Origin of the sequence: Caulobacter sp. DWR3-1-2 (genome assembly GCF_049896225.1) — a bacterium.
In the GTDB taxonomy this organism is placed as follows: domain Bacteria; phylum Pseudomonadota; class Alphaproteobacteria; order Caulobacterales; family Caulobacteraceae; genus Caulobacter.
Window position 1 is genome coordinate 50001 of the sequence record NZ_JAFCTW010000007.1, and the last position, 24535, is coordinate 74535.

Below are 24535 nucleotides of genomic sequence, written 5' to 3' on the forward strand. Positions count from 1 at the left end.
CTGTTTGCTCCCCACGCTTTCGAGCCTCAGCGTCAGTAACGGACCAGTATGTCGCCTTCGCCACTGGTGTTCTTCCGAATATCTACGAATTTCACCTCTACACTCGGAGTTCCACATACCTCTTCCGTACTCAAGATAGCCAGTATCAAAGGCAATTCCAAGGTTGAGCCCTGGGCTTTCACCTCTGACTAAACTATCCGCCTACGCTCCCTTTACGCCCAGTAATTCCGAGCAACGCTAGCCCCCTTCGTATTACCGCGGCTGCTGGCACGAAGTTAGCCGGGGCTTCTTCTCCGGGTACCGTCATTATCGTCCCCGGTGAAAGAATTTTACAATCCTAAGACCTTCATCATTCACGCGGCATGGCTGCGTCAGGCTTTCGCCCATTGCGCAAGATTCCCCACTGCTGCCTCCCGTAGGAGTTTGGGCCGTGTCTCAGTCCCAATGTGGCTGATCATCCTCTCAGACCAGCTAAGGATCGTAGCCTTGGTGGGCCTTTACCCCACCAACTAGCTAATCCTACGCGGGCCGCTCTAATGGCGATAAATCTTTCCCTCGAAAGGCTTATCCGGTATTAGCTCAAGTTTCCCTGAGTTGTTCCGAACCAAAAGGCACGTTCCCACGTGTTACTCACCCGTCCGCCACTAATCCCGAAGGATCCGTTCGACTTGCATGTGTTAGGCCTGCCGCCAGCGTTCGCTCTGAGCCAGGATCAAACTCTCAGGTTGAGTTGACCGCTAACACAGACTTCAGTTCCAAGGGGAAAACCGAGGAACCGGTTCTGGTTTGCATAGTATCTTGACGAGTTCCCAATCACATCGATGGATCGAAGCCGAAGCTCCGGTCCATGATATTCATGGTGTCTTCAAGAGACCGCAATTGTCAGCGTTCGATGATGACCCGTGAGGTCATCGCCAGAGCGCCGCCGCCTGCGTTTCTCTTTCCAAATCAACAATGTCAAAGACCCAGAGCCAAAGCTCCCAGAACCGCCTCTCGGCAGAACCACCCGTTTAGCGCCCGATGTCGGCGGAGGCGGCTATCTATCCAACCTCGACTTCCGTGTCAAACCGTTTCTTTCAAAACGACCCAACCAAACCACCAAGCCAGCTTTCTAACCAACCCAGAAATCCGAAGCGCCCTTCTAAAGAACAGCGCCAATCCAGTCAATAAAGAATTTCAAAGAAACCCTCAGAAACCGTCCTAAGAAACCTCAAAAGCTCTTGCGAACTCTTTCCAGTTACTCCGGAGCCGCGCTTTCTAGTGAAAGCAAAACTCCGTGTCAACTGACTGTTTCCTTCCCAGTCGATGCTCTGGCCGAGGCCGTTGCGAAGGACAAAAGACGGGGTGACGGAGCCCTTGAAGACAGGGTCTTCGCAAATTCGTCACCGAGCCGGCTGAGGCCGCAGAACTTAACGATCCACCTTCCCAAATGCAAGGCCGCAAGGCCCTGGATCGGTCCGGCGGGCGTCAGCCCCGAAGCGAGGGCGGTGTTTAGCCATCGCTTCGGAGAGTCGCAACCGCAAAAGCGACCCGATCAATCGCACCTATCCCTTATCTGTGCGCGGATCTGTGCATGGTTTCGCGCCGCGCCCGCAGGCCGCCGCTTGCGCCCTGCCCCGCCCTGGCTTCATAGACCCGTGTAATCAGGAGTCTTCGCGTCCATGCTGTCCCAGAAAGCTCGCTACGCCCTGCGCGCCATGATCGAACTGGCCCGCGAGAGCGGCCAGGTCACGGCCGGCGAGCTGGCGGTGCGGGCCGATGCGCCGCGCAAGTTTCTGGAGGCAATACTTCTTGCATTGGCGCGCAAGGGCCTGGTGACGAGCCGGCGCGGCAAGTTCGGCGGCTATCTACTGGGCCGCGCCGCAGAGACCATCAGCTTCGCCGAGGTGATCCGGCTGGTCGACGGCCCCCTGGCCCTGGCCCCCTGTGTCAGCCGCACGGCCTTCCGCCGCTGCGAGGATTGCCGGGATCTGGCCACCTGCTCCCTACGCGAGGCGCTGCTGCGGGCGCGCGACGCCACGGCGCAGGTGCTGGAAGGCTATAGCCTGGCCGACGCGGTCAGCGGCCCGGGGGCCGAACTGCTGGGCGAGGCGGAGCGCTGAGGCGCACGGCCTCTCTCTAATATTGCGCCCTCTATATAGAGGGCGCGCCAGTGGCCCTTCGAAGCCGTGGTCAGCCGGCCGCGATATAGGCCTTGAGGCCGTCGGCCTCAGCCTGGGTCTCGCGGATCTTGTACTTTACCAGGTCGCCAATCGAGATGATGCCGGCCAGGCGCTGGCCCCTGCAGACTGGCAGGTGGCGGATCCGGCGATCGGTCATCCGCTCCAGCAGGGCGTCGACCGTCTCCTCGGGCTGGGCGAAGACCACGTCGCGGGTCATGCAGGTCGCGATCGCCCGGGTCAGGGCGCTGGCGCCCTCCTTGGCGATAACCCTCACGATGTCGCGCTCGGAGAGAATGCCGGCGATCGTCTCGTCTTCCTCGAGCACGACCATCGCCCCGACCTTGCGGGTGTGGAGCAGCGCCGCCGCAGCGCCCACCGTCTCATTGGGCGAGGCGGTAAACACAAGGTCGCCCTTCTCCTTCAGGATCTGAGAAACCAGCAAAGCTTAATCCTCCCTGCGATATCTTTGTTTTGTTGAGCGTCCTCCAAAGCGCGCTTCAGATCAATGGGCAGCATCAATGTCGCAGTTTCGGGTCTCCGGCCGCCTCCGGGCTTTACCTTAACGAAATCGCGAGACCTTGGGGGTTAGGTCGAACGTTGTCCGATTTTGGCACGAGGGTTGCTTAACAGCCCCGTGTCGACATTCGCGGAGCTTGAGATGGTCGTTTCCATGAAAAAATTGCCGGGTGGCATGGGTGCTTTGGGCCTTTGCTCGGCTGTTTTGACCCTGGCCGTCCTGCCCCTCGGCGCTGGCGCGGCCCAGGCGCAGACCTTGGAAACCAATTCCGCCGCCTTCAACGCCGGCTACGGCCGTCTGGCCGGCTCCGAAAACCACGTCGTCCAGTATTCCACCCGCGACGCCAACGGCAATCGGGTCATCGTCGATGGCGTTATGCTGACCGGCGCGGACCAGAGCGTCTATTCTTCTGGCCAATCGACGGGCTCGCTCGACAGCTATTCCGGGGTTGGGGGCCTCGGCGGCTACGGCAGCTCGACGGCGATCGGCAACAATCTGACGGTCGTCACCCAAGGCAACAACAACACCGTGATCGTCAATTCCAACCAGATCAACAACGGCAATATCAGCGCCGGAACGAATGTCGGGACATCGGGCAATGGCCAGTAAGCGCCTCCTCCTCCTGCTGGCCAGCGCCTGCGCGGCGCTGAGCGCCTGTGGCAGCGTGCCCACCCCCATGGGCAACGGCAATTACGCCACGCCGATCGGCACGGCGCCGGTGACGGCCAACCCCACGCCCTACACGGCGGGCTTGGTGTGTCTGGCGCAATATGCCCGCGCCAACCGGGTGGTCGCCCCGCGCGTCGCCATCGGCCGCATCGCCGACTATACCGGCAAGGAGGAGTCTGACGGTTCGGGCCGCAAGGTCACCCAGGGCGCGTCCCTGCTGGCGATGACCGCCTTCGCCAAGGCCGGCATGCCGATGGTCGAGCGCTTCGACACCTCGGTGTCGGAATATGAGCTGAAATACGCCAACAACAAGCTGATCTCCGACAACCCCAAGCCCGGCGCCGACGCGCCGGCCGAGTATCGCAAGATCCTCGCGGGCCAGGTCCCGGGCTCGGACTTCTACGTAGCCGGCGGGATCACGGAGCTGAACTACAACATCCGCTCGGCCGGCGTGGACGCCTATGCCGGCGACAAGGACACCGACGGCCTGAAGGGCAATTTCAAGCGCCGCGTGTTCGTGATGAACATCGCGCTGGACCTGCGCCTGATCAACACCCGCACGCTGGAGGTGGTCGATGTGATCTCCTACCAGAAACAGGTGGTTGGCCGCGAAGTCAGCCTCGGGGTGTTCGACTTCCTCAATGGCAACATCTTCGACATCTCCGCCGGTCGCGGCGCGCTGGAGCCCATGCAACTGGCCGTGCGCTCGCTGATCGAGCGGGCGGCGATCGAGATGAGCGCCAACCTGTATGGCATGCCTGGTCCGCAGACCTGCCTGAGCTACGACCCCTATGCCGGCAACACCGTCGGCGCGACCGGGGCCTTCGTGCCCGCCTACAACAACCTGGGAACCAACAATGCGCAAACCCGCGAAGACCCGTCTCGCTGGAATGATCGCAGCGATCCCAATGTGCGTGGCGCTGGGCGGAGTCGCTACTAGCCAGACCCTGCCCAGCCAGGGCTCGAACGACCAGCTGAACCTCGGCGCCATCAACGCCGAGCAGACGTTGAACGTCGTCACGGCTGACGAAGGCGTCACGGCGACCACCACGGCGGGCGCCAACAGCTTTGGCATGACCCTGAACGGGGCCGACGGCGGCCTGACCTCCAACCAGGACAACCAGGGCGCCGTGCTGGCCCATGGCGTGGTCAACGCCTCGGGCTCGCTGGGCGACAGCAGCAACATCAACACCACGGCTGTCGGCAACAGCGGCACGGCCCTGGCGGCCGGCGGCACGCTCAGCGCCTTCATGGTCCAGACCAATTACGGATCGGTCACCGCCCGCAGCCAGATCGAGGCCGTGAGCGCCCTGGCCGGTGACGTGATCGAAAGCACCCAGGCGGCCGGTAACAGCCAGGGCCTGTTGCTGGTCAATGGATCGATGGGCGCGCGGGTGAGCCAGAACAACCAGGCCGACGTCGCCGCCGACGGCGGGGCGATCATCCAGTATGTGGCCGGCATCGCTGTCGTGGCGGGTACAGCGGCCGGCAACAATATTGACCTGACCGGGGCCGACCAGTCGGCGGCCCGCGTCATCACAGACCAGAACAACGTCGCGGCCAATGTCACGGCCACCAAGTTCACCGCCTATGGCAACAGCAACCTGACGACCACGGCGGCCACCGCCTCGGGCAACAACCTCAACGCCTCCAACGAGGGCCCGCTGCTCGACGTGGCCAGCCACCAGTACAACACCGCCTATGTCCGGGCCCAAGCCGAGGGTAGCTCCTACGCGTTCGGCGGGGCCCAGGCCACGGCCTACGGCGTGGGCAATTCGGTCTTGGCCGGCAATACCGGGCCGGACCTGGTGCTCGACAACAGCCAGGTCAATGACGGCGGCGGCGTCGAGGTGATCGCCAGCTTCACCGGCGACAACGGCTATGACGCCGGATCCAGCGCCACGGCGGTGGGTAACGCGGTCAGCGGCTATGTCTGCAACCAATGTAGCGGCACGATGAGCGCCACCAACAGCCAGTCCAACAATGTCGATATCAGCGCGCGCTCGACCGTGTCCCTGACCGGCGCCGCCCGCTCGGTGGTCGGCGTCTCGTCGGCCATGGGCAACAACGCCAGCTTCTCGGTGACCAGTCCGGGGTACTAGCCCCCCCGGCGCGTGGGTCTGCTTTCCAGGAGTTCGCGCCGAGCAGGTTCGCGCTATGCGCGGCGGCGAGTCTGTCCGTCGTATACTCGAAATGAACATCAGTCCGGACGCCAGAGTCGCGTGCGGCGCCGTGGATTCAAGACGCGGCCCCAATGTCTTTACCGTCGTCCTTGACCAGCCATTACCCCATCAGACCGAAGTCGAGGTTAAGGCGCTTCCCGACTTCGGGCCGACCCTTTCCCCGGAAACGAGCGAGCGCGTCGGCCGAGACGTGCTGAGATTATTGAGAGCGATCACCCGTGTGTGCAAAGGGTCAGGCGCTCCGCTACCCTCGCACCTCTGAACTGATCGACCATCGGTCCGCACCGGGTCGAAAAGCGGCCCCTTCAGTTCGGCCGCCCCTCCGCCACCAGCTCGAACGCCGCGTCCAGCGCGTCGTCGTTGGCCGCCTCGCCCCGCTTGAGCGCCGCGTCCAGCACGCCCTCCAGCGAGCCCCAGACGAAGGCCAGCTGCTCCAGCACGGCCGGCAACCGCTCGGCCTCGAACCCGGGATAGAGGTCCTCGACCAGCCACAGGCCGGTGAAGGGGTCGAAGCCGAAGCGGCAGCCGATCAGGCGGAACTGGGCGCGGGCCACGGTCTCGAACAGGGCGTCCAGGGTGCGGGCCTGGTCGAGATCGGCGCCGTCGAGCACCTGGCAGCGCACCTGCAGCCAGCCGTTCTGCGGGAACAGGTAGAAGGCTCCGCCATCCTCGGCGCCGGAGACTTCGAGGCCATTGTCGATCTCGGCGACGCGGTAGCCGGCGGCATGGCAGGCGGCGGCGATGTCGTGGAGCTGGATCTCAGACATGAGCCTGTCCTTACTTAAATCCGCTCATCCCGGCGAATGCCGGGACCCAGATCCCATGGCGGTGTGACTGATTGGAGGGGCTCGGAGCCCGTGGCGTCAGCCTCAAAGCCATTCCATCCGGGCCCCGGCCTTCGCCGGGGAGACGGAAGATAGATCGCCCCCTTATGACCGATAGTCCCCGTTGATCGCCACATATTGCTTGGTCAGATCGCACGTCCACACCGTGGCCGTCCCCTTGCCGACGCCGACATCCACCGACACCTCGAACTCGGCCTTTTTGACGTAGGCGCTCATCGCAGCCTCGTCATAGTCGGCCGAGACGAGGCCGTCGCGGGCGGCGTAGAGGTCGCCGAAGCGGATGCTGATGCGCTCTCGGTTGATCGGCTCGTCGGCGCGGCCGACGGCCATGGCGATGCGGCCCCAATTGGCGTCCTCGCCGGCGAAGGCGGTCTTGACCAAGGGGCTCTCGGCGATGGTGCGGGCGATCTTGCGGGCCGAAAGCGGGCTTTCCGCGCCATTGACGGTGATCTTGACGAACTTGCTGGCGCCCTCGCCGTCGCGGACCAACTGCAGGGCCAGGTCCAGTAGCACGGCCTCCAGCTTCTCGCGGAAGTCGGCCAGGCGGCGGTCGCCCGCCCGGTGGATCTTCGGCGCGCCCGACTGGCCAGTGGCGAACAGCAGCAAGGTGTCGTTGGTCGAACGGTCGCCGTCCACCGTCACGCAGTTGAAGGTGGTGCGGGTGTAGAGCGACACCAGGGTCTGCAAAGCGGCCGGGGCGATGGCGGCGTCCGTGGCCACGAAGGCCAGCATGGTGGCCATGTCGGGCGCGATCATGCCCGAGCCCTTGGTGATCCCGGCGATCCGCACCTCGTGCCCGTCGATCAGGGCGGTGGCGTAGGCCCCCTTCGGAAAGGTGTCGGTGGTCATGATCGCCGAGGCGGCGCCAGCCCAGGCGTCCTGCGTGAAGCGGGCCTCCACCTCGCGCAGGTTGGAGATGATCTTGGCGTCGTCGAGTATGACCCCGATCACGCCGGTCGAGGCCATCATCACGTCGCGCTGGCGGCAGTCGAAGCGCTTGCCCACGGCCGTCGCCACCCGGCGCACGGCGTCGGCGCCCGGCTTGCCGGTGAAGCTGTTGGCGCAGCCGGCGTTGACCACCAGGGCCCGCACGTCCTGCCCGCCGGTGGCGGCGAGTTGGCGCTTGCACCAGTCGACCGGGGCCGATCCGACGCCGTGGCGGGTGAACACGCCGGCGCAGCTGGTGCCCTCCGCGAAGCGCATCAGCAGCATGTCCTCGCGGGCGTACTTGTAGAAGCCGGCCCGGCCGGTGGCGATCTCGACCCCGGCGATCGGCGGGATGGTCGGGAACGGCACGGCGAGGGGCGAGACGGCCAGGCCCGGCTTGCCCAGCGCGACGGCGGCGGGCTTGGCGGCCTGAACCGCCTCCTCGGACACAAGGGGGGGCGAGCCCTGGCTGGCGGCCTTCTCGGCGCGGCGCAGGCCGGCGCGCTTGAGGGCCGTGGTCAGCGGGTCGAGCGCCCGCTCCAGGGTGTGGCCGACACTGGCCCCGACCTGGCCGACGATCTCGGCCGGGGTCGGCGACGGCGCGGCGGCGGCTTTTGGCGCGGCGGCGACGGCCTTGGCCGTCGTCTTGGGAACGGGGGGCTTGGTCATTATTTCCTGGCCGGCGCGGCGGCCGGCGCGGCGGCGGGCGCGGCGGCGTCGAGGTCGGAAGGCGGATTGCCGGGACCAGGCTGCAGCGAAGCGGGGGGCGCCGAGGCCGGCTCCTGCGGCGCGCCGGGCACGTCCTGCGGCTTGCTGGTCAGCATCTCCACCTTGCTGGCCCCCCGCAGCTTTTCCAGCAGGTCGCGCACCTGGTCATAGGTCAGGAAGCGGACGATCTGCGGACGGGCGGCCTCGAGCGTGATCGGCTCTTCCAGGCGCTTGTCCTCGACGCGCAGCACGGCCCAGCCGCCCTCGGTCTGGAACGGCCCGACCAGCGCGCCCTTCTGGGCGTCCTTGAGGGCCACGGCATAGGCGGCCGGCATGACGTCGACAGTGAAATAGCCCAGGTCGCCGCCGTTGAAGCGGGTGGCGGGGTCGGTGGAGCGCTCCATGGCCAAAGCGTCGAACGACGCGCCGGTCGAGAGCAGCTTCTTGACCGCCTCGGCGTCGGCCTGGCTGCCGACCAGGATCTGGCGGGCGCGGATCTCTTCCGATCGTTTGGACAGCTTCTGCTGCTCGGCATAGAGGCCGCGGATGGCGTTCTCGTTGACCGCCTTCTCGACGACGTTCTCGACCAGCATGTCGCCCAGGATGCGCTCGCGAGCGGCGGCCAGGCGGCGTTGCGCGACAGGGTCCTTGTCGAGCTTCTGCTTAAGGGCCTCGGCGGCCAACAGCTTTTGGTCGACCACCTCGTCCAGACGCTGGCGGAACAGGTCCGAGCCGATGTCCAGCGGCTCGCCCTCGCTGATCAGCCCCTGGGCCACGGCCTCGCGCTTGACGTCCGACGCCCAGACCGTATGGCCGTCGACCCGCGCCACGGCGGTGTCGCCCGGCTCGGGCGGCCGCTCGTCGGCCTTGTTGCGGCCGCAGGCGGCGACCAGCAGGGTCAGGACGATCGCGGCGGCGACGCCGAAGGCGCGAGGCTTAGCAATATTCATAAGGGGCCGATCTCCGGCTGCAACGCTTTCAGCGCTCTAGCGCGGATTACCGCCAAGAGGAAACAGCTTCGCGATGCGGATCGGAAAAGGCCCGAACCTATTAAACGCCGCTCAAACCGCCACCAGGCCGCCCCGCCTCGCGTTGACACCCGCAAGGGCGGTGCTTAAGTCTCCGCGCGCGCCCTAGACGCCAGTTTCCGCTGGCTTCCATGCCACGAATTTACCGTAGTGAAGGCCCCAAAGCCCTAGCGCCGGCCTCACAGACACACCTCCGGATCCTGTATTCATGCTCGGCTTCGCCAAAAAGTTCTTCGGCTCTTCCAACGACCGCAAGGTCAAGATCATGTCCGCCCGCGTGGCGAAGATCAATGCGCTGGAGCCGGAATACGCCGCGCTGTCGGACGACGCCCTAAAGGCCAAGACCGACGAGTTCAAGGCCCGCCTGGCCAAGGGCGAGAACCTGGAAGACCTGATGCCCGAAGCCTTCGCCGTGGTGCGCGAGGCCAGCAAGCGCGTGCTGGGCATGCGTCACTTCGACGTCCAGATGGTGGGCGGCATGGTGCTGCACGGCGGCGGCATCTCGGAAATGCGCACGGGCGAGGGCAAGACCCTGGTCGCCACCCTGCCCACCTATCTGAACGCCCTCGAGGGCAAGGGCGTCCACGTCATCACGGTCAACGACTATCTGGCCCGCCGCGACGCCGACTGGATGGGCAAGATCCACAACTTCCTGGGTCTGTCCTACGGCGTGATCGTCAACGGCCTGAGCCAGGGCGAGCGCCAGCGCGCCTATCGCAGCGACATCACCTACGGCACCAACAACGAGTTCGGCTTCGACTACCTGCGCGACAACCTCGTCTACAGCGTCGAGGAAATGGTCCAGCGCGGCCACCACTATGTGATCGTCGACGAGGTCGACTCGATCCTGATCGACGAGGCCCGCACCCCGCTGATCATCTCGGGCCCGACCGAGGACCGCAGCGAGTTCTACAAGACCATCGATCTGCTGGTGAAGGATCTGATCAAGGACAAGACCAACTACGATCACGACGAGAAGCAGAAACAGGTCATCCTCACCGAGGACGGCCAGGAGCGCATCGAAGAGATCCTGATGGAGGGCGGCCACCTCGCCGAGGACACCGCCGGCCTCTATGACGCCGCCAACATCTCGGTGGTGCACCACGTCAACCAGGCCCTGCGCGCCAACATCCTCTACACGCTGGACAAGGACTACATCGTCAAGGACGGCGAGGTGATCCTGATCGACGAGTTCACCGGCCGCATGATGAGCGGCCGCCGCCTCTCGGAAGGCCTGCACCAGGCCATCGAGGCCAAGGAAGGCGCCGACGTCCAGCCCGAGAACCAGACCCTGGCCTCGGTGACGATTCAGAACTATTTCCGCCTCTACGGCAAGCTGGCCGGCATGACCGGCACGGCCGCCACCGAGGCCCAGGAATTCGACGACATCTACAAGATGGGCGTCAGCGAGATCCCGACCAACCGCCCGGTCCAGCGCATCGACGACGACGACGAGGTCTATCGCACCGAGCGCGAGAAGAACGACTCGATCCTCAAGCAGATCACCGACTGCCACGCCCGCGGCCAGCCGATCCTGGTCGGCACCGTATCGATCGAGAAGTCCGAGGAGCTGTCGCGCCTGCTGGCCGTCTATCCCTGGGAATGGGAAGGCAAGAAGCACAAGGGCATCCCGCACCAGGTGCTGAACGCCCGCTTCCACGAGCAGGAGGCCGGCATCGTCGCCGACGCTGGCGTGCCCGGCGCGGTCACCATCGCCACCAACATGGCCGGCCGCGGCACCGACATCCAGCTGGGCGGCAATGTCGACATGCGCCTGGCCAATTGGCTGCAGCAGCAGAAGGGGCTTGGGATCACCCCGGCCCATGAGGACGAGCTGGCTCAGAAGGCCGAGCTGGACGCCGAGATCGCCGTCGCCAAGGCCCAGGCCTTGGCCGCCGGCGGCCTGTTCGTGCTGGGCACCGAACGCCACGAAAGCCGCCGCATCGACAACCAGCTGCGAGGCCGCACCGGGCGTCAGGGCGACCCGGGCCACAGCAAGTTCTTCCTGTCGTGCGAGGACGACCTGCTGCGCATCTTCGCCGGCGAGCGGCTGGACGCGATCATGCGCACCTTCGGCGTCCAGGAAGGCGAGGCGATCACTCACAAGTGGCTGAACAACGCCATCGCCACCGCCCAGAAGCGCGTCGAGCAGCGCAACTACGAGATCCGCAAGAACCTCCTGAAGTACGACGACGTCGTCAACGACCAGCGCAAGGCCGTGTTCGAGCAGCGCCAGGAATTTATGGAGGCCACCGACCTCTCCGAGATCATCACCGAGATGCGCCGCGACGTGGTCGATGACTTCGTGGCCCGCTACATGCCGCCCAAGGCCTATGCCGAGCAGTGGGACATCGAAGGCCTGGACGAGCGCGTCCAGTCGATCTTCGGCATGGAGCTGCCGCTGAAGGACTGGGCCGCCGAGGAAGGCATCGGCGACGAGGAGATGCGCGAGCGTATCGCCAAGGCCGCCGACGAACGGGCGATCGAGCGCGAGGCGATCATCACCCCCGACCAGATGCGCTCAGTGGAAAAGAGCTTCCTGCTGCAGATGATCGATCTGCAGTGGCGCGAGCACTTGATGCACCTGGACCACCTGCGCAATGTCATCGGGCTGCGCGGCTACGGCCAGCGCGATCCGCTGAACGAGTACAAGACCGAGGCCTTCTCGCTGTTCGAGAAGCTGCTGGGCGACCTGCGGACCAACACCACCCGCTGGCTGATGACGGTCGAGATCGCCTATGCCGATCCCGAGCCGCTGCACACTCCTGAAGGCCTGATCGAGGTCCACCTGGACCCGCTGACCGGCGAAAACGTCGCCGTGGCCGGCGCCCTGCCCGAGGGCCTGTCGCCCCAGCAACGCGAAGCCCTGCCAGTCTCGGTGTTGCCGGAAGGCTGGGAATATACCGCCCGCAACGGCGCCTGCCCGTGTGGATCGGGCAAGAAGTTCAAGCACTGCCACGGGGCGCTGGTTTAGGCGCTGAGCGCTTGGTGATCTGAAGACGCCCGCCTTCGGAAACCAGGGCGGGCGTTTTTCTTTTGGCTTTTTGACCCGCTCATCCCGGCGAATGCCGGGACCCAGATCCCAAGGCGCCGGGCTGATTGGAAGACCTCTGAGCGAGCGGAACCCGCCTCGGACCATTCCATCTGGGTCCCGGCATTCGCCGGGATGAGCGGAGTTTAAGTGACTCTCTTCCCCCCACTCCGCGCCGCCACCCACGCCGCCCCCACCAGCACTGCGGCCGCGATCATCCCGGACGCCCGGAGCCCCGCCGCGATCCGGTCGGGTCCGCCGGCCGCCAACGCGCCCATCACCGCCACGCCCGCCGCCCCCGCCGCCTGGCGGCAGGCGTTGAGCACCCCCGACGCGGTGCCTGAGAAGTGCCGGTCCACATTGGCCAGCAGGGCGCTGGTCATCACTGGCACCGCCGTGCCCATGCCGCCGGGGATCAGCAGGAAGCCGGGGACCATCAGCCAGAAGGGTGTCGTCGGCGTCAGCCGGCTGGTCAGGGCGTAGCCTAACGCCGCCACCAGCACCCCGCCGGCCATGGTCCGCGCGGGTCCAAAGCGGGCCGCAATCCGACCGCTCAGCAGGTTGGCGGCGATGAAGGTCGCCGTCAGGGGCAGGAAGGCCAGGCCAGCCTGGACCACGTCGTAGCCGGCGGAACGCTGAAGAAAGAGGCCCAGCACGAAGATGACCCCGTAATAGGTGAAGTTCACCGACACCCCGACCACCACCACCGACCAGACCATCCGGTTGCGGAACACCTCCAAAGGAACCGCTGGATGGGCGCTGCCCCTCTCGACCGTCAGGAAGGCCGCCACGGCCAGCAAGCCGCCGACCAGCGCGCCCAGCACGAGCGGGTCGCTCCAGCCCCTGTGGCCGCCCTCGATGACCGCCCCGACCAGCAGGGTCAGGGCCACGAAGGCCAGGGCCTGGCCGGGCAGGTCCAGCGGCCGCTTCTGGCGCGGCGGGGCCTCTGGGACGAACAGCAGCGTCAGGATCGCCCCGGCCAGGCAGAGCGGCAGGTTGACCAGGAACACCCAGCGCCAGCCCAGCGCGCCGATCAGCAGGCCGCCGATCACCGGCCCGGCGGCGATCGACACCCCGCCGGCCGCCGTCCACCACCCCACGGCCCAGGCCCGCGCCTCGTCATCGCCCGCCGCCGCGTGGGTGATCAGGGCCAGGGACGGCGGCACCAGCAGGGCCGCAGCCGCGCCCTGCACCGCGCGCGACAAGACCAACTGCGCGGCGCTCTGGGCCAGGCCGCAGGCGGCCGAGGAGACGGCGAACAGCACCAGCCCGCTTAGGAACGCCCGCCGGGGTCCGAACCGGTCGCCGAGCGCGCCCGCCGAAAGCAAGAGCGCCGCCAGCAGCAGCGCATAGGCGTCGACCACCCATTGCAGGCTGGCGGTCGGCGCGTTGAACTCGCGGCCGATCGCATCCAGGGCGACATTGACGATGGTGACGTCCAGTTGGACGATCGTGAAGCCGAAGCTGGCGGCGAGCAGGATCAGCGGCAGTTGGGCGACTCGGGGCGTGGTCATGGCGTGATCTTCGCCCAGCGCGGGCATGGATGTTACAGCGAAGACTGAAGCTTTCGCTGGCGGCCCAGAATATTCTAAAAATCCGCTCATCCCGGCAAAGGTCGGGATGAGCGGCAGAAAGGTTAGGTCATGGAAGCCAACATCGCCTCCCCCGCCGCCCTGATCGGCGATCCCAGCCGGGCGGCCATGCTGCAGGCCCTGATGGACGGCCGCGCTCACCCCGCAGGCGCCTTGGCCTGGGCGGCGGGCCTGACCGCCCAGGCGGCCAGCAACCACCTGGCCAGGCTGGTGGACGGCGGCCTGCTGAGCGTCGAGCGCCAGGGGCGCCACCGCTATTACCGCCTGGCCAACGCCGAGGTCGCCCATGTGCTCGAGGCCCTGGCCGTGCTGGCTGCGCCGGTGCGGTCGCTGCAACAGCCCCGCTCGCCCGAGGCCCGCGCGCTGCGTGAAGGCCGCCGCTGTTACGGTCACCTGGCGGGACGGCTGGGCATCGCCGTGACCGACGCCCTCGTCGCGCGGGGCGTGCTCGCGCTGGCCGACGACAAGCTCTACGCGGTCCCCGACGCCGGCCGCGCCTGGTTCGGGGACCTGGGCCTGGAGCCTACCGCCCTACGCGCCAAGCGCGGCGTCGCCCGCCAGTGCCTCGACTGGACCGAACGCCGCCACCACCTGGCCGGCCCGTTGGGCGTGGCCCTGCTGTCGCGGATGGTGGCGCTGGGCTGGATCGACGCAGGCACCGGCAGCCGGGCGGTGAAGTTGACCATGCTGGGGCGTGAGGAACTACGCTTGCGGCTGGGTGTAGACTTGGAGACGATGGAGGGTAGGGAGGCGGCTTAGCGTCCTTTCTCCCGCAAGGGGAGAAAGATTTAGGCCGCCTCCACCCCGAACTGCAGCCGCGCCAGCTTCGCATACAGCCCGCCCTGGGCCGAGAGCTCGGCGTGGGTGCCTTGCTCCACGACGCGGCCGTCTTCCATGACCACGATCCGGTCCGCTTTCAGCACCGTGGCCAGGCGGTGGGCGATGACCAAAGTGGTGCGGCCTGACATAGCGTCGTGCAGGGCCTTCTGAACCAGCCGCTCGTTCTCGGCGTCGAGCGCCGAGGTGGCCTCATCGAGCAGCAGGATCGGGGCGTTGCGGACCAAGGCGCGGGCGATGGCCAAGCGCTGGCGCTGGCCGCCCGACAGGGTCTTGGCGCGTTCGCCGACGGGCGTGTTGAACCCCTCCGGCAGGGCTTCCAGGAAGCCGGTCGCCTGGGCGGCGGCGGCGGCGGCGCGGGCCTCGGCCTCCGTCGCCTCCTCGCGGCCAAAGCGGATGTTGTCCAGCGCCGAGCCGGAGAACAGCGGCGAGTCCTGGGCGACCAGGGCCATGCGGGCGCGGACCTCGGCCGGGTCGGCAGCGCGCAGATCGACGCCGTCCAGCTTCACCGACCCCATCTGCGGGTCATAGAAGCGCAGCAGCAGCCGCAGGACGGTGCTCTTGCCCGCCCCCGAGGGTCCGACCAGGGCCACGGTCTCGCCGGGCCTGACGGTCAGGTCGAAGCCCCGCAGCGCCGGCAGGTCCGGACGACCGGGATAGGCGAAGGTGACGTTCTCGAAAGCGATCGCCCCCAGGGCCGGCATGGGCAGGGCCTGGGGCTTTTCCGGCGCGGCGATGCCGGGCTCGGAATTGAGCAGATCGGAGATTCGCTCCATGGCGCCGGCCGCCTTCTGCACGTCGCCCCAGACCTCGCCCAGGGCGCCGACCGAGCCGGCGGAGAAGATCGCCAGCAGGGCGAACTGGGCCAGGGTGCCGCCGGTCATCTCGCCCGCCAGCACCAGGTGCGCGCCCACCCACAGCAACAGGGCCACGCCGCAGAAGGCCAGGGCCATGACCACGGCGGTCATCGCGGCCCGGGCATTGATACGCTTGACGGAAGCTTTGTAGGCGCCTTCGACGGCGCCGCCGAACCGGATGTCGGCTGCGCCCTCGCGCCCGAAGGCCTGGACGGTGTCCAGCGCGTCCAGACTCTCGCCGGCATAGCCCACCGCGTCGGCGAACTTGTCCTGGGCGCTGACCGACAGCTTGCGGACATTGCGGCCCAGCAGGAAGATCGGCGCCAGGATCACCGGCACCATCAGCACGATGAAGCCCGCCAGCTTGGGACTGACAAAGGCCATGTAGCCCAGGCCGCCGATCAGGCTGAGGATGTTGCGCAGGGCCACCGAGACGCTGGTCCCGACCAGTTGCTCAATGATGGTGATGTCGGTGGTCATCCGCGACAGCACCTCGCCGGTGCGGGTCTTCAGGAAAAAGGCCGGGTCCAGCTTGAGCGTGTGGCCATAGAGCGCCCGGCGCAGGTCGGCGACCACGCGCTCGCCCAGCCGGGTGACGAAGAAGAACCGCAGGGCCGTGGCCACGGCCAGCAGCACGGCGACCGCGCCGAGGCCCAGGAAGGCGCTGTTGATCGCGGTGTCCGAGCCTTTGGTGAAGCCCTTGTCGATCACCCCCTTGAAAGCCCCTGTCAGGCCCAGGGTGGCCCCGGTGGAGAACAGCAGGAAGAAGCCGGCCGCCAGGGCGTCGCCCACGTGGCGGCGCACGAACGGCAGCAGATGGGCCAGGGGACGGATGTCTTTCCGACGGGGACGACGGTTGGCCGCCTCGGCCAGGTTCTGCACCAGCTCCGCGCCGGCGCTCGGCCTGCCCTCGGCCGAAATCTCGCCCGCGTTCACGTCACTCATCAACTGTCCCTTGCCAAATTCGCGCGCTTTCTTTATATCCGCGCGTCTCCGAGAGCCACCCGCAAGGCTGGCCCCCGCCCACATTACACGCCGCCTCAAGTCGGTTGGATCGCCCGATGAAACAAGACATTCACCCCGACTACCACTTCATCACCGTCACCATGACCGACGGCACGTCCTATCAGACCCGTTCGACCTACGGGAAAGAAGGCGCGACCCTGGCGCTGGACATCGATCCGCGCGTCCACCCGGCCTGGACCGGCGGCAACGCCCACATGATGGACCGCGGCGGCCGCGTCTCGCGATTCAACGCCAAGTTCGCCGGCTTCACCGCCAAGAAGTAGGCGTCCCAACGCTTCTCGCCGCAAGGCGACGAAAGGCCGGTACCGCGTTCGCGGGCCGGCCTTTTTGGTTTTGGGGGAGTTCCGCCCCCTATGGGGGCGGACAGGCGGCGAAGCCGCCAGGTGGGGGGTAAGTGCGGGCTGCCCGTGCCGCGAACACTTGCCCCCTCCGGGCCTTCGGCCCTCCTGCCCCAGAGGGGGAAGAGCCTCTAATCCATCTTTAAGCCGCGCCGAACGCCGCGGTCAGCCGGTCGAAATGCGCCTGCACCGGGCGCGGAGCCTCTTCCAGGGCCGCCTCGACATACATCCGCTTGTCCAGGTGGCGCACCCGCTCGTACAGGCGCTCGGAGCGTTGCAGCAGGTTGACGAGGCCGAAGGGCAAGTCCTCGATGGCGGCGGGGTTCCCGGACTCCAGACCCAGGCGATAGTTGTCGGCGCAGGCGGCCTCGGCGGCCATCTCGCCTTCCTTGACCGCGCGCTGCACCAGCAGCCACGAGGCCACCTGCATCAGGCGGGTCGTCAGGCGCATGCTTTCGCTGGCATAGGCCAGGGCCGCGTTACGCGACAGAATCTTGCTGTCGTGGCGGCCCGCGCCGTCGAGATAGGCGGCGGTTTCCTCGACCAGAATCATGCCTTCCTCGAACGTGCGGTCGAACAGTTCGGAGCGGGCGAAGTCCTGGATGACTCCGGCGCGCCAAGGGGCCGCGGACGCGTTCAACTCGGTCATAGCTACTCATTGCCCCTTCGAAAGGCCGCGAGACGTCTCGCCAAGGCAGGAGGACTGCAACCCCCGTGCCAGACGCAACCGTGCCGTTTCGCGACCGCCCCCCCAAGTCCGAATGAAGTCGAATTGTCCGAGTCAGGCGGGTTGAAGACTCCGCCTTTAGGGTAAACCGTTCGTTAGTCCAGGCGACCAAACAGCGCATTGGCCGCGTCGCGCCCAGCTTTTTTCTTCGAGAGCTGCGTCCGGGTGCGGGCGATTTCCGCCTCCAGTGCGTCGATACGCTCTTCCAGTTCGGCGACCCCGTACGTCTCTAGATCTTCATGCGTGGTCGCGCTCAGCGCATCGCCGCGGAAAGCGCGCGGCTCGACCGGTTCTTCCAGCATGGATCGGTCTCCCTTGGCTCGACCCCTTTTCGAGCCGCCATCTGACGCCTACCAAGGGCGGGACGCAAGCCTCACGGGATTCTCCGCCATGTCTGACACCATGACCGCCATCGCCATCGAAGGCGGCAAGGGCCCCGCCGCCGCCCTGTTCGCGGAGACCGTGGCGCGACCCGAGCCCGGCCCCGGCCAGATCCTGATCCGGGTGCGAGCCGCCGGCGTCAACCGTCCCGACCTGTTGCAACGCCTGGGCTACTACCCGCCGCCGCCCGGCGCGTCGACCATCCTGGGCCTGGAGGTATCCGGCGAGGTGGTGATCGGATCGGGCCGCTGGAAGGAAGGCGACAAGGTCTGCGCCCTGCTGGGCGGGGGCGGCTACGCCCAATATGCCGTGGTCGACGCGCGCCACGCCTTGCAGATTCCGGACGGTTTCGACTTCGCCCATGCCGCCGCCCTGCCCGAGACGGTGTTCACCGTCTTCGCCAACGTGTTCGAACATGGCACGTTGAAGCCTGGCGAGACCTTGCTGGTTCACGGCGCGACGTCCGGTATCGGGACAACGGCGATCGCCATGGCCAAGGCGCACGGTGCAAAGGTGATCGCCACCGGCCGCGGCGCCGACAAGAAGGCCCAGGCCCTGGCCCTGGGCGCCGACATCGCGGTCGACGCCAAGACCGAGGACTTCGCGCAGATCGCCAAGGCGGCCGGCGGGGTTGACGTGGTGCTCGACATGGTCGGGGCTAGCTATCTCGACAAGAATCTCGACGCCCTGAAGCTGGGCGGCCGCATCGTCTATATCGCCGCCCTGGCCGGGCCGATCCTGGAGGTTCCGGTCATGACCCTGATGCAGAAGCGCGCGGTGCTGACCGGCTCGACCCTGCGCCCCCGCTCCGCCGACGAGAAGGCCCGCCTGGCCGCCGAAGTCGAGCGCGTGGTCTGGCCGTGGATCGCGGCAGGCAAGGTCAAGCCGGTGATCGACGCGACCTTCCCGTTGGAAGACGCCGCCCGGGCCCACGCCCACCTGGAAGCGGGCGAGCATGTCGGCAAGGTGGTGCTGCTGGCGTGAGGAGCCATGCTGCGTTTACGATTGCTCTGAGACAATGTTGAGTGCGCTAGAGGTTCAAAGCGGGGAAGCGTTATGAGCCTCAATAGCCTGCGCGACTTGATTGAGAATCCGCACCACGTGGCGCTGGGTGCCCTTGTTTTAGCTGGTGTAGGATTGATCTCGGCTAAGAAGCCCCATCCCCTGCTTCAGTGATCAGGTTGGTCGGTGGTGATTGCTGGGATGATGTTGTTTGGGTCTGACTCGAAGGGCACAGGTCTCGACACCTCAGTTCCACACCTGGCGGTGCTAGCAAGCATCGGGTTGCTTGTGGGCGGTATGGTCACGGCGCGGGAAATTCTACGTAACCGCCGCATGCCAATCCGAGACCGCATAGCACTTGAAAGGCGGCGCTATGGCCGGCAGCCCCCCGCGAACTTGGGCTGATAGACGCACATTGCGATCCCCGTTCCCTTTCGAGAAGAACCGCATTATAGGTCCACACTAGAACATCCCGCCCGGCCGCAAGGTCGGGCGCCGTCATTTCTGGAGCCCCTCATGGCCGACATCCTGATGCCCAAGGCGACCGCCGTCTGGCTCGTGGAAAACACGTCGCTGACCTTTGAGCAGATCGCCGACTTCTGTGGTCTGCATCCGTTGGAAGTCAGCGGCATCGCCGACGGCGAGGTCGCCCGCGACATCCGCGGCGCCGACCCGATGGGCAATGGCCAGCTGACCCGCGAAGAGCTGGACAAGGCCCAGGCCAACGACCAGTACCGCATGAAGGCCCAAGTCAGCCGTCACGCCGAGCTGCTGAAGCCGCAGAAGAAGGCCCCGCGCTACACCCCGGTGTCGCGCCGTCAGGACCGTCCGGACGCCATCGCCTGGTTCGTCCGCCATCACCCGGAAGTCACCGACGCGCAGATCTCCAAACTGCTGGGCACCACCAAGTCGACCATCGACCAGGTGCGCAACCGCCAGCACTGGAATTCGGCCAACATCAAGCCGGTCGATCCGGTGACGCTGGGCCTGGTGGGCCAGCTGGAACTGGACGCCTTGGTCAAGAAGGCCGCCGAGAAGAAGGCCAAGGACGACTTGAAGAAGGGCATCCTGCCCGAGGATCCGACCCTGCGTCCCGCGTCGGAGACCAGCGCTTTGCCCGATGACCACGACGCCGAAGAGGCCGCGATCCGCAAGGGCCGCATCGAGCCCAAGGCCGAGGACGTATTCGGCAAGTCCACCTATGTGCCGGACGAGGACGAAGACGACGAGGACTGATGAATTGGGGACAGGCGCATGCGCCTGCCCCGACCGCAGACAAAAGGCCCGCCCCGGTTTCACGCGGGGCGGGCCTTTCTGTTTTCGGCCTCCTCAATCGGTCACCGCGCTTCAGGCGATGACGCAGAGGGGGCTAGTGAAGTCTGGCCCTGAGGCCTTCGATCTCCTCCTTGAGCCTGAGCTTCTGCCGCTTCAACTCCTTGAGGCGGGAAGTGTCGCTGACCGGTCGACTGGTCTCCTCCTGGATCGTGCGGTCGAGGTTCTCGTGGCGGGACCCAAGCTCGCGGATACGGGATTCGATGGCCATGGCTGTCGGCTCCTTGCTGTTGGAGATCAAAGACAACACCCGCTGCGCCGCGCTGTCAGATCACATATGATTGCACTCAGCCCCGCTTGACGTGGCCCCGCTTGCTCCCATGACGGACGAAAATTCACCATGTCGGACCCTGCCCCCCTCCCGGACAAGCCGCGCTTAGTCGTTGGAATTTCAGGCGCTTCCGGCGTCGTCTACGGCCTGCGCACCCTCGATGCGTGCCGCGAACTGGGAGTCGAGAGTCACCTGGTTCTGTCCAAGTCGGCGGCCCTGACCTTGTCTCAAGAAACCGGCCTCAGCGTCGCGGAGATCAATCTGAAGGCGGATGTTGTGCATCGGGCAGGCGACGTCGGCGCCGCGATCGCGTCGGGGTCGTACCGGACGCTGGGCATGATCGTCGCCCCCTGCTCGGTGCGCACCATGAGCGAAATCGCAACGGGCGTAACGGCTTCGCTTCTGACCCGAGCGGCCGACGTCACGCTGAAGGAGCGCCGCACCCTGGTGCTGATGGTCCGCGAGACGCCGCTGCACCTGGGTCACCTGCGCACCATGACCAAGCTGGCCGAGATGGGGGCGGTGATCGCCCCGCCGCTTCCCGCGTTCTATACCAAGCCGGCGACGATCGCGGAAATGGTCGACCAGTCGGTGGGCCGGGCGCTCGACCTGTTCGGCCTGTCCTGGCGGCCGGTCAAGCGCTGGGGCGAAGACCTGGCGACGATCACCGGAGAGGCCTGAAAAGGCCTGGGGGTTAACCAAGATGCGACTTTGGCAGTGGGCGCTGGAGGTCTATGCGCGACCGTCTGTCGCAGCCGCGTGCCTGGCCTTGCAGGACGGCCACGGCCAGAACGCGCCCTATCTGCTGTGGGCGGCCTGGCGGGCCAGCGAGGGCCGGGCGGCCGACACCGCCGTCGCCTTCCAGTTGGTCAAGCGCTGGGACAAGGCGGTCGGCGCCCCCCTGCGCGATGTGCGGCGGTCGATCAAGGCCGCTTGGCCCGGGATCGACGGCTGCGCTCGCGACGATTTCCGCAACCGGGTCAAGGACACGGAACTGGCGGGCGAGAAGGTGCTGATGGAAAGCCTGGAGGCCTTGAGCGGCGAACCGGGCCAGGCGCTGGACATGTTTTCGACCTTGCTGGACGCCGCCGGCGCCTCCGGCGACCCGCCGCGCGAGAGCGCCCTGCGCGCCCTGGCCGACGCCTTGAACGGTGAAGCTTCATGACGCCCTTTACCCGCTGTCAGGCTTTGGTATCTATCACCGCCCAGGCGCGCGGCTTTGAGGAGCGTCCATGAACGACGACGAAGCCTTCGAAGACAGCGACATCGCCCTCGAGCGACGCCTGGCGATCCTGCGCGAAGAGCACCAGGATCTCGCCGACGCGGTGACCGCCCTGGAAGACCGACCCCTGCCCGACATGCTGCAGCTCGCCCGCCTCAAGCGCCGCAAGCTGGCCCTGAAGGACGAGATCGTCCGGCTCGAAGATCAGCTGATGCCGGATATCATCGCTTAGAGCGCCGTGGATCAGCAGGGGACACGCACTCGTCCTACGGCTTGTGCGATCATGTCCTGAGCGGTGGGACGAGTGTGTGTCCCCTTCGCTCGCACGTCCATGACAGCGAGTTTCAGGCCTCTTTGCGCGTCCGCTTCCTCAGGAACATCGAGGCGTCGGCCTCGGCCAGGGCGACTTCGGGATCGGCGCCAGGCTCGATCTCGCGCACGCCATAGGAGATGTGCAACGGCGCCGACCATTCGCCAAACTGCACCGGCGTGCCGCTGACGGCGGCGGCCAGGGTGTCGGCCTTGGCCATGGCGGTCTGCTGGTCGGCCTGGACCAGCAGGACGGCGAACTCGTCGCCACCGATCCTGCCGACCACGTCGGTCTCGCGGACATTAGCCAGCAGGCGTTCGGCGACGGCTTTCAAGGCCTCGTCGCCCGCCGCGTGACCGAAGCGGTCATTGACGCTCTTGAAGCCATCGAGGTCGAAGAACACCAGGCTGGCGGGCGAGCCGTAGCGCTGGGCGAAGGCGGCGACCCGCTTGATCTCGCGCAGGAAGGCCCGCCGGTTCAGCACCGGGGCCAGCACGTCCATGTCGGCCAGGCCCTGGGCCTCATTGAGCTTGAACTTCAGGCGACCGACCTCGGCCCGCAGATCATCGATCTCGACCATCAGGGTCTTGAGCGCGGCCTGCACCTGGGGCGTCAGGTCGTCCTCGCCCAGGCCCAGGAACCCGGCCTTGTCGGCGGCCACCACGGCGCGGGCCACGGCCGGGCCGGCGGCCTCGGTCAGGGCTCGGCGGCGGATCGCCGAGAAGGATTCGGTGCGGGCGCTCGTGATCTTCATGGGGTGGCGGGAATCACTTGTTGCAAAGCTTCACGCATTTCTGCGTTCGTTCATTAACCATGGCAATGGTCACCACCCTGTGTCGCAGCGTCGCGGAGTCAAGACATCGGCCCGGCCCACCTGAGGTTTTCCGACGAGATGGCGCTTTGGAGGCGGGGCGCCAGCGGCTATAAGGCCCGCGATTCAGGGGTCATGACGCCCCTTCGCCCGCCCAGGGAAATCATCGCCGATGCCCACGACCACGCCACCCGTCCCCCCCCCCGTGGTCATTGTCATGGGCAGCCGCTCGGACTGGCCGACGATGAGGAAGGCGGCCGACGCGCTCGACGCCCTGGGCGTGGCCTATGAGGCCAAGGTGGTTTCGGCCCACCGCACCCCCCAGCGCCTGGTCGCGTTCTCGACGGGCGCGCAAGACGCCGGATACAAGGTGATCATCGCCGGGGCCGGCGGCGCTGCTCATTTGCCGGGCATGGTTGCAGCGATGACGATCCTGCCGGTGCTGGGCGTGCCGGTGCAGTCGAAGGCCTTGAACGGTCTGGATTCCCTGCTCTCCATCGTCCAGATGCCCGGCGGCGTACCGGTGGCGACCCTGGCGATCGGCGAGGCGGGGGCCAGGAACGCCGGCCTGCTGGCGGCGCAGATCCTGGCGCTGTCGGACCCGGCGCTCAGCCAGCGCCTGCAAGCGTTTCGCGACGCGCAGACCGAGGATGTGGTGGAAAGCGTGGAAGACTGATGACGGCTCCCCTCCCCCCCGGCTCCACCCTCGGCATCCTGGGCGGCGGGCAGCTGGGCCGCATGCTGGCACTGGCCGCCGCGCGGCTGGGCTTCGACGTGGTGATCCTCGATCCCGAGGAAAACAGCCCCGCCGGCCGGGTCGCCGCCCGCCAGATCGTCGCCGCCTATGACGACCGCTGGGCGCTGAAACGCCTGGCCGAGGCCTGCGACGTGGTCACCTACGAGTTCGAGAACGTCCCGGCCGACACCGTCGCCGAACTCACCGCCCTGGGCGTGCTGGTCGCCCCCGGCGCCAAGGCGTTGGCCGCCGCCCAGGACCGGGTGGTCGAAAAGAGCTTCCTGGCCGAGATCGGCGTTCCCACCGTGGCCTTCGCGTCGGTCGAGACCGCCGAAGACCTGACCGCCGCCGTGGCGCGCATCGGCGCCCCGTCGCTGCTGAAGACCCGCCGCGAGGGCTATGACGGCAAGGGCCAGGCCTGGATCCAGCGCCCCAGCGACGCCGCCGCCAGCTTCGAGAAGATCGGCGCCAAGCCGGCCATCCTCGAGGCTCCCGCAGACTTCGTGCGCGAGCTGTCGGTGATCGCCGCGCGCAGCCGCAACGGCGAGATCGCCTGTTATCCCCTCGCCGACAACCACCACGAAGGCGGCGTCCTGCGCCGCACCAGCGCCCCAGCCAAGGTCACCGACGCCACCCGCGACCAGGCCGAGACCATCGTCATCAAGATCCTGACCGCGCTGGACTATGTGGGCGTGATCGGGGTGGAGTTGTTCGAGCTGGCCGGCGGCAAGCTGCTGGTCAACGAGTTCGCCCCCCGGGTGCACAATACCGGCCACTGGACCCAGGACGGCTGTGAGGTCGACCAGTTCGAGCAGCACATCCGCGCCGTCGCCGGCTGGCCGCTGGGCCCCACGGCCGCCCGCGCCCATGTCGAGATGACCAACCTGCTTGGCCCCGAGGTCGAGGCCTGGGCCAAGCTGGCCGCCGAGCCCGAGACCCGCGTCCATCTCTACGGCAAGGGCGAAGCCCGGCCTGGGCGGAAGATGGGCCACGTGAACAGGCTGCGCGGTTTGAGGGACTAGG

Annotated in this window: 24 protein-coding genes and 1 rRNA gene (1 of these 25 running past the window's edge); 14 read left to right on the forward strand and 11 right to left on the reverse strand. The window is 66.8% G+C overall.

The window, feature by feature from the left end; all coding sequences use genetic code 11:
* A 16S ribosomal RNA gene (locus ACP696_RS11870) occupies positions 1–728 on the reverse strand (it extends 758 nt beyond the left edge of the window).
* 933 nt (positions 729–1661) lie between these two features.
* Here ACP696_RS11870 and ACP696_RS11875 point away from each other — a divergent pair.
* Entirely contained in the window at positions 1662–2102 is a 441-nt protein-coding gene (locus ACP696_RS11875; protein ID WP_426015309.1) for an RrF2 family transcriptional regulator, read from the forward strand.
* A 70-nt stretch (positions 2103–2172) separates the two neighbouring features.
* Here the strand turns inward: ACP696_RS11875 and ACP696_RS11880 are convergent, their stop codons facing one another.
* Entirely contained in the window at positions 2173–2604 is a 432-nt protein-coding gene (locus ACP696_RS11880; RefSeq protein ID WP_426015307.1) for a CBS domain-containing protein, read from the reverse strand.
* A 228-nt stretch (positions 2605–2832) separates the two neighbouring features.
* On the opposite strand from ACP696_RS11880, the gene hfaA reads away from it, so the two are divergent.
* Genes hfaA through hfaD form a run of 3 tightly spaced genes read left to right on the forward strand, consistent with a single transcriptional unit; the run spans position 2833 to position 5450 of the window.
* Positions 2833–3288 (forward strand): holdfast anchoring protein HfaA, encoded by a 456-nt coding sequence (gene hfaA, locus ACP696_RS11885; RefSeq protein ID WP_426015305.1) that lies wholly within the window; start codon positions 2833–2835, stop codon positions 3286–3288.
* Positions 3278–4288 carry a holdfast anchoring protein HfaB gene (hfaB, locus tag ACP696_RS11890; protein WP_426015302.1) on the forward strand — a complete coding sequence of 337 codons (1011 nt, stop codon included), beginning with the start codon at positions 3278–3280 and terminating at the stop codon, positions 4286–4288. The genes hfaA and hfaB overlap by 11 nt, the downstream gene beginning before the upstream one ends.
* Positions 4239–5450, forward strand: coding sequence for a holdfast anchor protein HfaD (gene hfaD / locus ACP696_RS11895; protein WP_426043826.1), 1212 nt, complete (start codon positions 4239–4241; stop codon positions 5448–5450). The genes hfaB and hfaD overlap by 50 nt, the downstream gene beginning before the upstream one ends.
* Positions 5451–5836: 386 nt before the next feature.
* Here hfaD and ACP696_RS11900 read toward each other — a convergent pair whose 3' ends face one another.
* The 3 genes from ACP696_RS11900 to ACP696_RS11910 form a co-directional block, all read right to left on the reverse strand.
* Positions 5837–6298 (reverse strand): hypothetical protein, encoded by a 462-nt coding sequence (locus ACP696_RS11900; RefSeq protein ID WP_426015301.1) that lies wholly within the window; start codon positions 6296–6298, stop codon positions 5837–5839.
* A 162-nt stretch (positions 6299–6460) separates the two neighbouring features.
* Positions 6461–7972, reverse strand: coding sequence for a bifunctional glutamate N-acetyltransferase/amino-acid acetyltransferase ArgJ (gene argJ / locus ACP696_RS11905; RefSeq protein ID WP_426015299.1), 1512 nt, complete (start codon positions 7970–7972; stop codon positions 6461–6463).
* Positions 7972–8961 (reverse strand): peptidylprolyl isomerase, encoded by a 990-nt coding sequence (locus tag ACP696_RS11910; RefSeq protein ID WP_426015297.1) that lies wholly within the window; start codon positions 8959–8961, stop codon positions 7972–7974. Before ACP696_RS11910 ends, argJ begins: the two co-directional genes overlap by 1 nt.
* Before the next feature lie 286 nt (positions 8962–9247).
* On the opposite strand from ACP696_RS11910, the gene secA reads away from it, so the two are divergent.
* The gene (gene secA / locus ACP696_RS11915) at positions 9248–12013 is read left to right on the forward strand and encodes a preprotein translocase subunit SecA (RefSeq protein ID WP_426015296.1); all 2766 of its coding nucleotides are present in this window, start codon (positions 9248–9250) and stop codon (positions 12011–12013) included.
* A gap of 203 nt (positions 12014–12216) precedes the next feature.
* On the opposite strand, the gene ACP696_RS11920 is transcribed toward secA, so the two are convergent.
* A complete protein-coding gene (locus ACP696_RS11920; protein ID WP_426015295.1) occupies positions 12217–13584 on the reverse strand; it encodes an MFS transporter in 1368 nt (455 codons plus the stop codon).
* 129 nt (positions 13585–13713) lie between these two features.
* Here ACP696_RS11920 and ACP696_RS11925 point away from each other — a divergent pair, with 129 nt between their 5' ends.
* Complete coding sequence (locus tag ACP696_RS11925) at positions 13714–14421, forward strand: ArsR/SmtB family transcription factor (protein ID WP_426015293.1); 708 nt, start codon at positions 13714–13716, stop codon at positions 14419–14421.
* Between the two features lie 29 nt (positions 14422–14450).
* On the opposite strand, the gene ACP696_RS11930 is transcribed toward ACP696_RS11925, so the two are convergent.
* Positions 14451–16304, reverse strand: a complete 1854-nt coding sequence (locus tag ACP696_RS11930) for an ABC transporter transmembrane domain-containing protein (RefSeq protein ID WP_426015292.1) — start codon at positions 16302–16304, stop codon at positions 14451–14453.
* 113 nt (positions 16305–16417) lie between these two features.
* Between ACP696_RS11930 and rpmE the strand changes: the two genes are divergently transcribed.
* Complete coding sequence (gene rpmE / locus ACP696_RS11935) at positions 16418–16645, forward strand: 50S ribosomal protein L31 (protein ID WP_426015291.1); 228 nt, start codon at positions 16418–16420, stop codon at positions 16643–16645.
* A gap of 217 nt (positions 16646–16862) precedes the next feature.
* On the opposite strand, the gene ACP696_RS11940 is transcribed toward rpmE, so the two are convergent.
* Together ACP696_RS11940 and ACP696_RS11945 are read right to left on the reverse strand one after the other, a co-directional pair.
* On the reverse strand, positions 16863–17369 hold the full coding sequence (locus ACP696_RS11940) for a DUF1465 family protein (RefSeq protein ID WP_426015289.1): 507 nt from the start codon (positions 17367–17369) through the stop codon (positions 16863–16865).
* Between the two features lie 173 nt (positions 17370–17542).
* Positions 17543–17749 (reverse strand): DUF1192 domain-containing protein, encoded by a 207-nt coding sequence (locus tag ACP696_RS11945; RefSeq protein WP_426015288.1) that lies wholly within the window; start codon positions 17747–17749, stop codon positions 17543–17545.
* A gap of 88 nt (positions 17750–17837) precedes the next feature.
* Here ACP696_RS11945 and ACP696_RS11950 point away from each other — a divergent pair, with 88 nt between their 5' ends.
* Together ACP696_RS11950 and ACP696_RS11955 are read left to right on the forward strand one after the other, a co-directional pair.
* Complete coding sequence (locus ACP696_RS11950; RefSeq protein WP_426015286.1) at positions 17838–18812, forward strand: NAD(P)H-quinone oxidoreductase; 975 nt, start codon at positions 17838–17840, stop codon at positions 18810–18812.
* A 534-nt stretch (positions 18813–19346) separates the two neighbouring features.
* Positions 19347–20066 carry a DUF1013 domain-containing protein gene (locus ACP696_RS11955; protein ID WP_426015285.1) on the forward strand — a complete coding sequence of 240 codons (720 nt, stop codon included), beginning with the start codon at positions 19347–19349 and terminating at the stop codon, positions 20064–20066.
* Between the two features lie 133 nt (positions 20067–20199).
* On the opposite strand, the gene ACP696_RS11960 is transcribed toward ACP696_RS11955, so the two are convergent.
* Positions 20200–20373 carry a YdcH family protein gene (locus ACP696_RS11960; RefSeq protein WP_426014719.1) on the reverse strand — a complete coding sequence of 58 codons (174 nt, stop codon included), beginning with the start codon at positions 20371–20373 and terminating at the stop codon, positions 20200–20202.
* 129 nt (positions 20374–20502) lie between these two features.
* Between ACP696_RS11960 and ACP696_RS11965 the strand changes: the two genes are divergently transcribed.
* The 3 genes from ACP696_RS11965 to ACP696_RS11975 all read left to right on the forward strand — a co-directional run bounded on the left by ACP696_RS11965 (position 20503) and on the right by ACP696_RS11975 (position 21887).
* Positions 20503–21114: a UbiX family flavin prenyltransferase gene (locus ACP696_RS11965; RefSeq protein ID WP_426014717.1), complete on the forward strand. Its 612-nt coding sequence runs from the start codon at positions 20503–20505 to the stop codon at positions 21112–21114.
* A 22-nt stretch (positions 21115–21136) separates the two neighbouring features.
* The gene (locus ACP696_RS11970; protein WP_426014715.1) at positions 21137–21598 is read left to right on the forward strand and encodes a TIGR02444 family protein; all 462 of its coding nucleotides are present in this window, start codon (positions 21137–21139) and stop codon (positions 21596–21598) included.
* Between the two features lie 67 nt (positions 21599–21665).
* Positions 21666–21887, forward strand: coding sequence for a YdcH family protein (locus ACP696_RS11975; RefSeq protein WP_426014712.1), 222 nt, complete (start codon positions 21666–21668; stop codon positions 21885–21887).
* A 112-nt stretch (positions 21888–21999) separates the two neighbouring features.
* Here ACP696_RS11975 and ACP696_RS11980 read toward each other — a convergent pair whose 3' ends face one another.
* Complete coding sequence (locus ACP696_RS11980) at positions 22000–22719, reverse strand: GGDEF domain-containing protein (protein WP_426014710.1); 720 nt, start codon at positions 22717–22719, stop codon at positions 22000–22002.
* A 229-nt stretch (positions 22720–22948) separates the two neighbouring features.
* Between ACP696_RS11980 and purE the strand changes: the two genes are divergently transcribed.
* Together purE and ACP696_RS11990 are read left to right on the forward strand one after the other, a co-directional pair.
* Entirely contained in the window at positions 22949–23452 is a 504-nt protein-coding gene (gene purE / locus ACP696_RS11985; RefSeq protein ID WP_426014709.1) for a 5-(carboxyamino)imidazole ribonucleotide mutase, read from the forward strand.
* Complete coding sequence (locus ACP696_RS11990; RefSeq protein WP_426014708.1) at positions 23452–24534, forward strand: 5-(carboxyamino)imidazole ribonucleotide synthase; 1083 nt, start codon at positions 23452–23454, stop codon at positions 24532–24534. Before purE ends, ACP696_RS11990 begins: the two co-directional genes overlap by 1 nt.
* Position 24535: the final 1 nt, after the last annotated feature.

What these genes read in the sequence shown, in the direction of transcription:
- rpmE (WP_426015291.1), top strand. Translation starts at nt 16,418, where the DNA reads ATGAAACAAGACATTCACCCCGACTACCACTTCATCACCGTCACCATG.
- ACP696_RS11970 (WP_426014715.1), top strand. Translation starts at nt 21,137, where the DNA reads ATGCGACTTTGGCAGTGGGCGCTGGAGGTCTATGCGCGACCGTCTGTC.
- hfaB (WP_426015302.1), top strand. Translation starts at nt 3,278, where the DNA reads ATGGCCAGTAAGCGCCTCCTCCTCCTGCTGGCCAGCGCCTGCGCGGCG.
- argJ (WP_426015299.1), bottom strand. Translation starts at nt 7,972, where the DNA reads ATGACCAAGCCCCCCGTTCCCAAGACGACGGCCAAGGCCGTCGCCGCC.
- ACP696_RS11975 (WP_426014712.1), top strand. Translation starts at nt 21,666, where the DNA reads ATGAACGACGACGAAGCCTTCGAAGACAGCGACATCGCCCTCGAGCGA.
- ACP696_RS11990 (WP_426014708.1), top strand. Translation starts at nt 23,452, where the DNA reads ATGACGGCTCCCCTCCCCCCCGGCTCCACCCTCGGCATCCTGGGCGGC.
- hfaA (WP_426015305.1), top strand. Translation starts at nt 2,833, where the DNA reads ATGAAAAAATTGCCGGGTGGCATGGGTGCTTTGGGCCTTTGCTCGGCT.
- ACP696_RS11900 (WP_426015301.1), bottom strand. Translation starts at nt 6,298, where the DNA reads ATGTCTGAGATCCAGCTCCACGACATCGCCGCCGCCTGCCATGCCGCC.
- ACP696_RS11980 (WP_426014710.1), bottom strand. Translation starts at nt 22,719, where the DNA reads ATGAAGATCACGAGCGCCCGCACCGAATCCTTCTCGGCGATCCGCCGC.
- purE (WP_426014709.1), top strand. Translation starts at nt 22,949, where the DNA reads ATGCCCACGACCACGCCACCCGTCCCCCCCCCCGTGGTCATTGTCATG.
- ACP696_RS11945 (WP_426015288.1), bottom strand. Translation starts at nt 17,749, where the DNA reads ATGCTGGAAGAACCGGTCGAGCCGCGCGCTTTCCGCGGCGATGCGCTG.
- ACP696_RS11955 (WP_426015285.1), top strand. Translation starts at nt 19,347, where the DNA reads ATGGCCGACATCCTGATGCCCAAGGCGACCGCCGTCTGGCTCGTGGAA.
- ACP696_RS11940 (WP_426015289.1), bottom strand. Translation starts at nt 17,369, where the DNA reads ATGACCGAGTTGAACGCGTCCGCGGCCCCTTGGCGCGCCGGAGTCATC.
- ACP696_RS11925 (WP_426015293.1), top strand. Translation starts at nt 13,714, where the DNA reads ATGGAAGCCAACATCGCCTCCCCCGCCGCCCTGATCGGCGATCCCAGC.
- ACP696_RS11920 (WP_426015295.1), bottom strand. Translation starts at nt 13,584, where the DNA reads ATGACCACGCCCCGAGTCGCCCAACTGCCGCTGATCCTGCTCGCCGCC.
- ACP696_RS11960 (WP_426014719.1), bottom strand. Translation starts at nt 20,373, where the DNA reads ATGGCCATCGAATCCCGTATCCGCGAGCTTGGGTCCCGCCACGAGAAC.
- ACP696_RS11875 (WP_426015309.1), top strand. Translation starts at nt 1,662, where the DNA reads ATGCTGTCCCAGAAAGCTCGCTACGCCCTGCGCGCCATGATCGAACTG.
- ACP696_RS11950 (WP_426015286.1), top strand. Translation starts at nt 17,838, where the DNA reads ATGTCTGACACCATGACCGCCATCGCCATCGAAGGCGGCAAGGGCCCC.
- secA (WP_426015296.1), top strand. Translation starts at nt 9,248, where the DNA reads ATGCTCGGCTTCGCCAAAAAGTTCTTCGGCTCTTCCAACGACCGCAAG.
- hfaD (WP_426043826.1), top strand. Translation starts at nt 4,239, where the DNA reads ATGATCGCAGCGATCCCAATGTGCGTGGCGCTGGGCGGAGTCGCTACT.
- ACP696_RS11910 (WP_426015297.1), bottom strand. Translation starts at nt 8,961, where the DNA reads ATGAATATTGCTAAGCCTCGCGCCTTCGGCGTCGCCGCCGCGATCGTC.
- ACP696_RS11965 (WP_426014717.1), top strand. Translation starts at nt 20,503, where the DNA reads ATGTCGGACCCTGCCCCCCTCCCGGACAAGCCGCGCTTAGTCGTTGGA.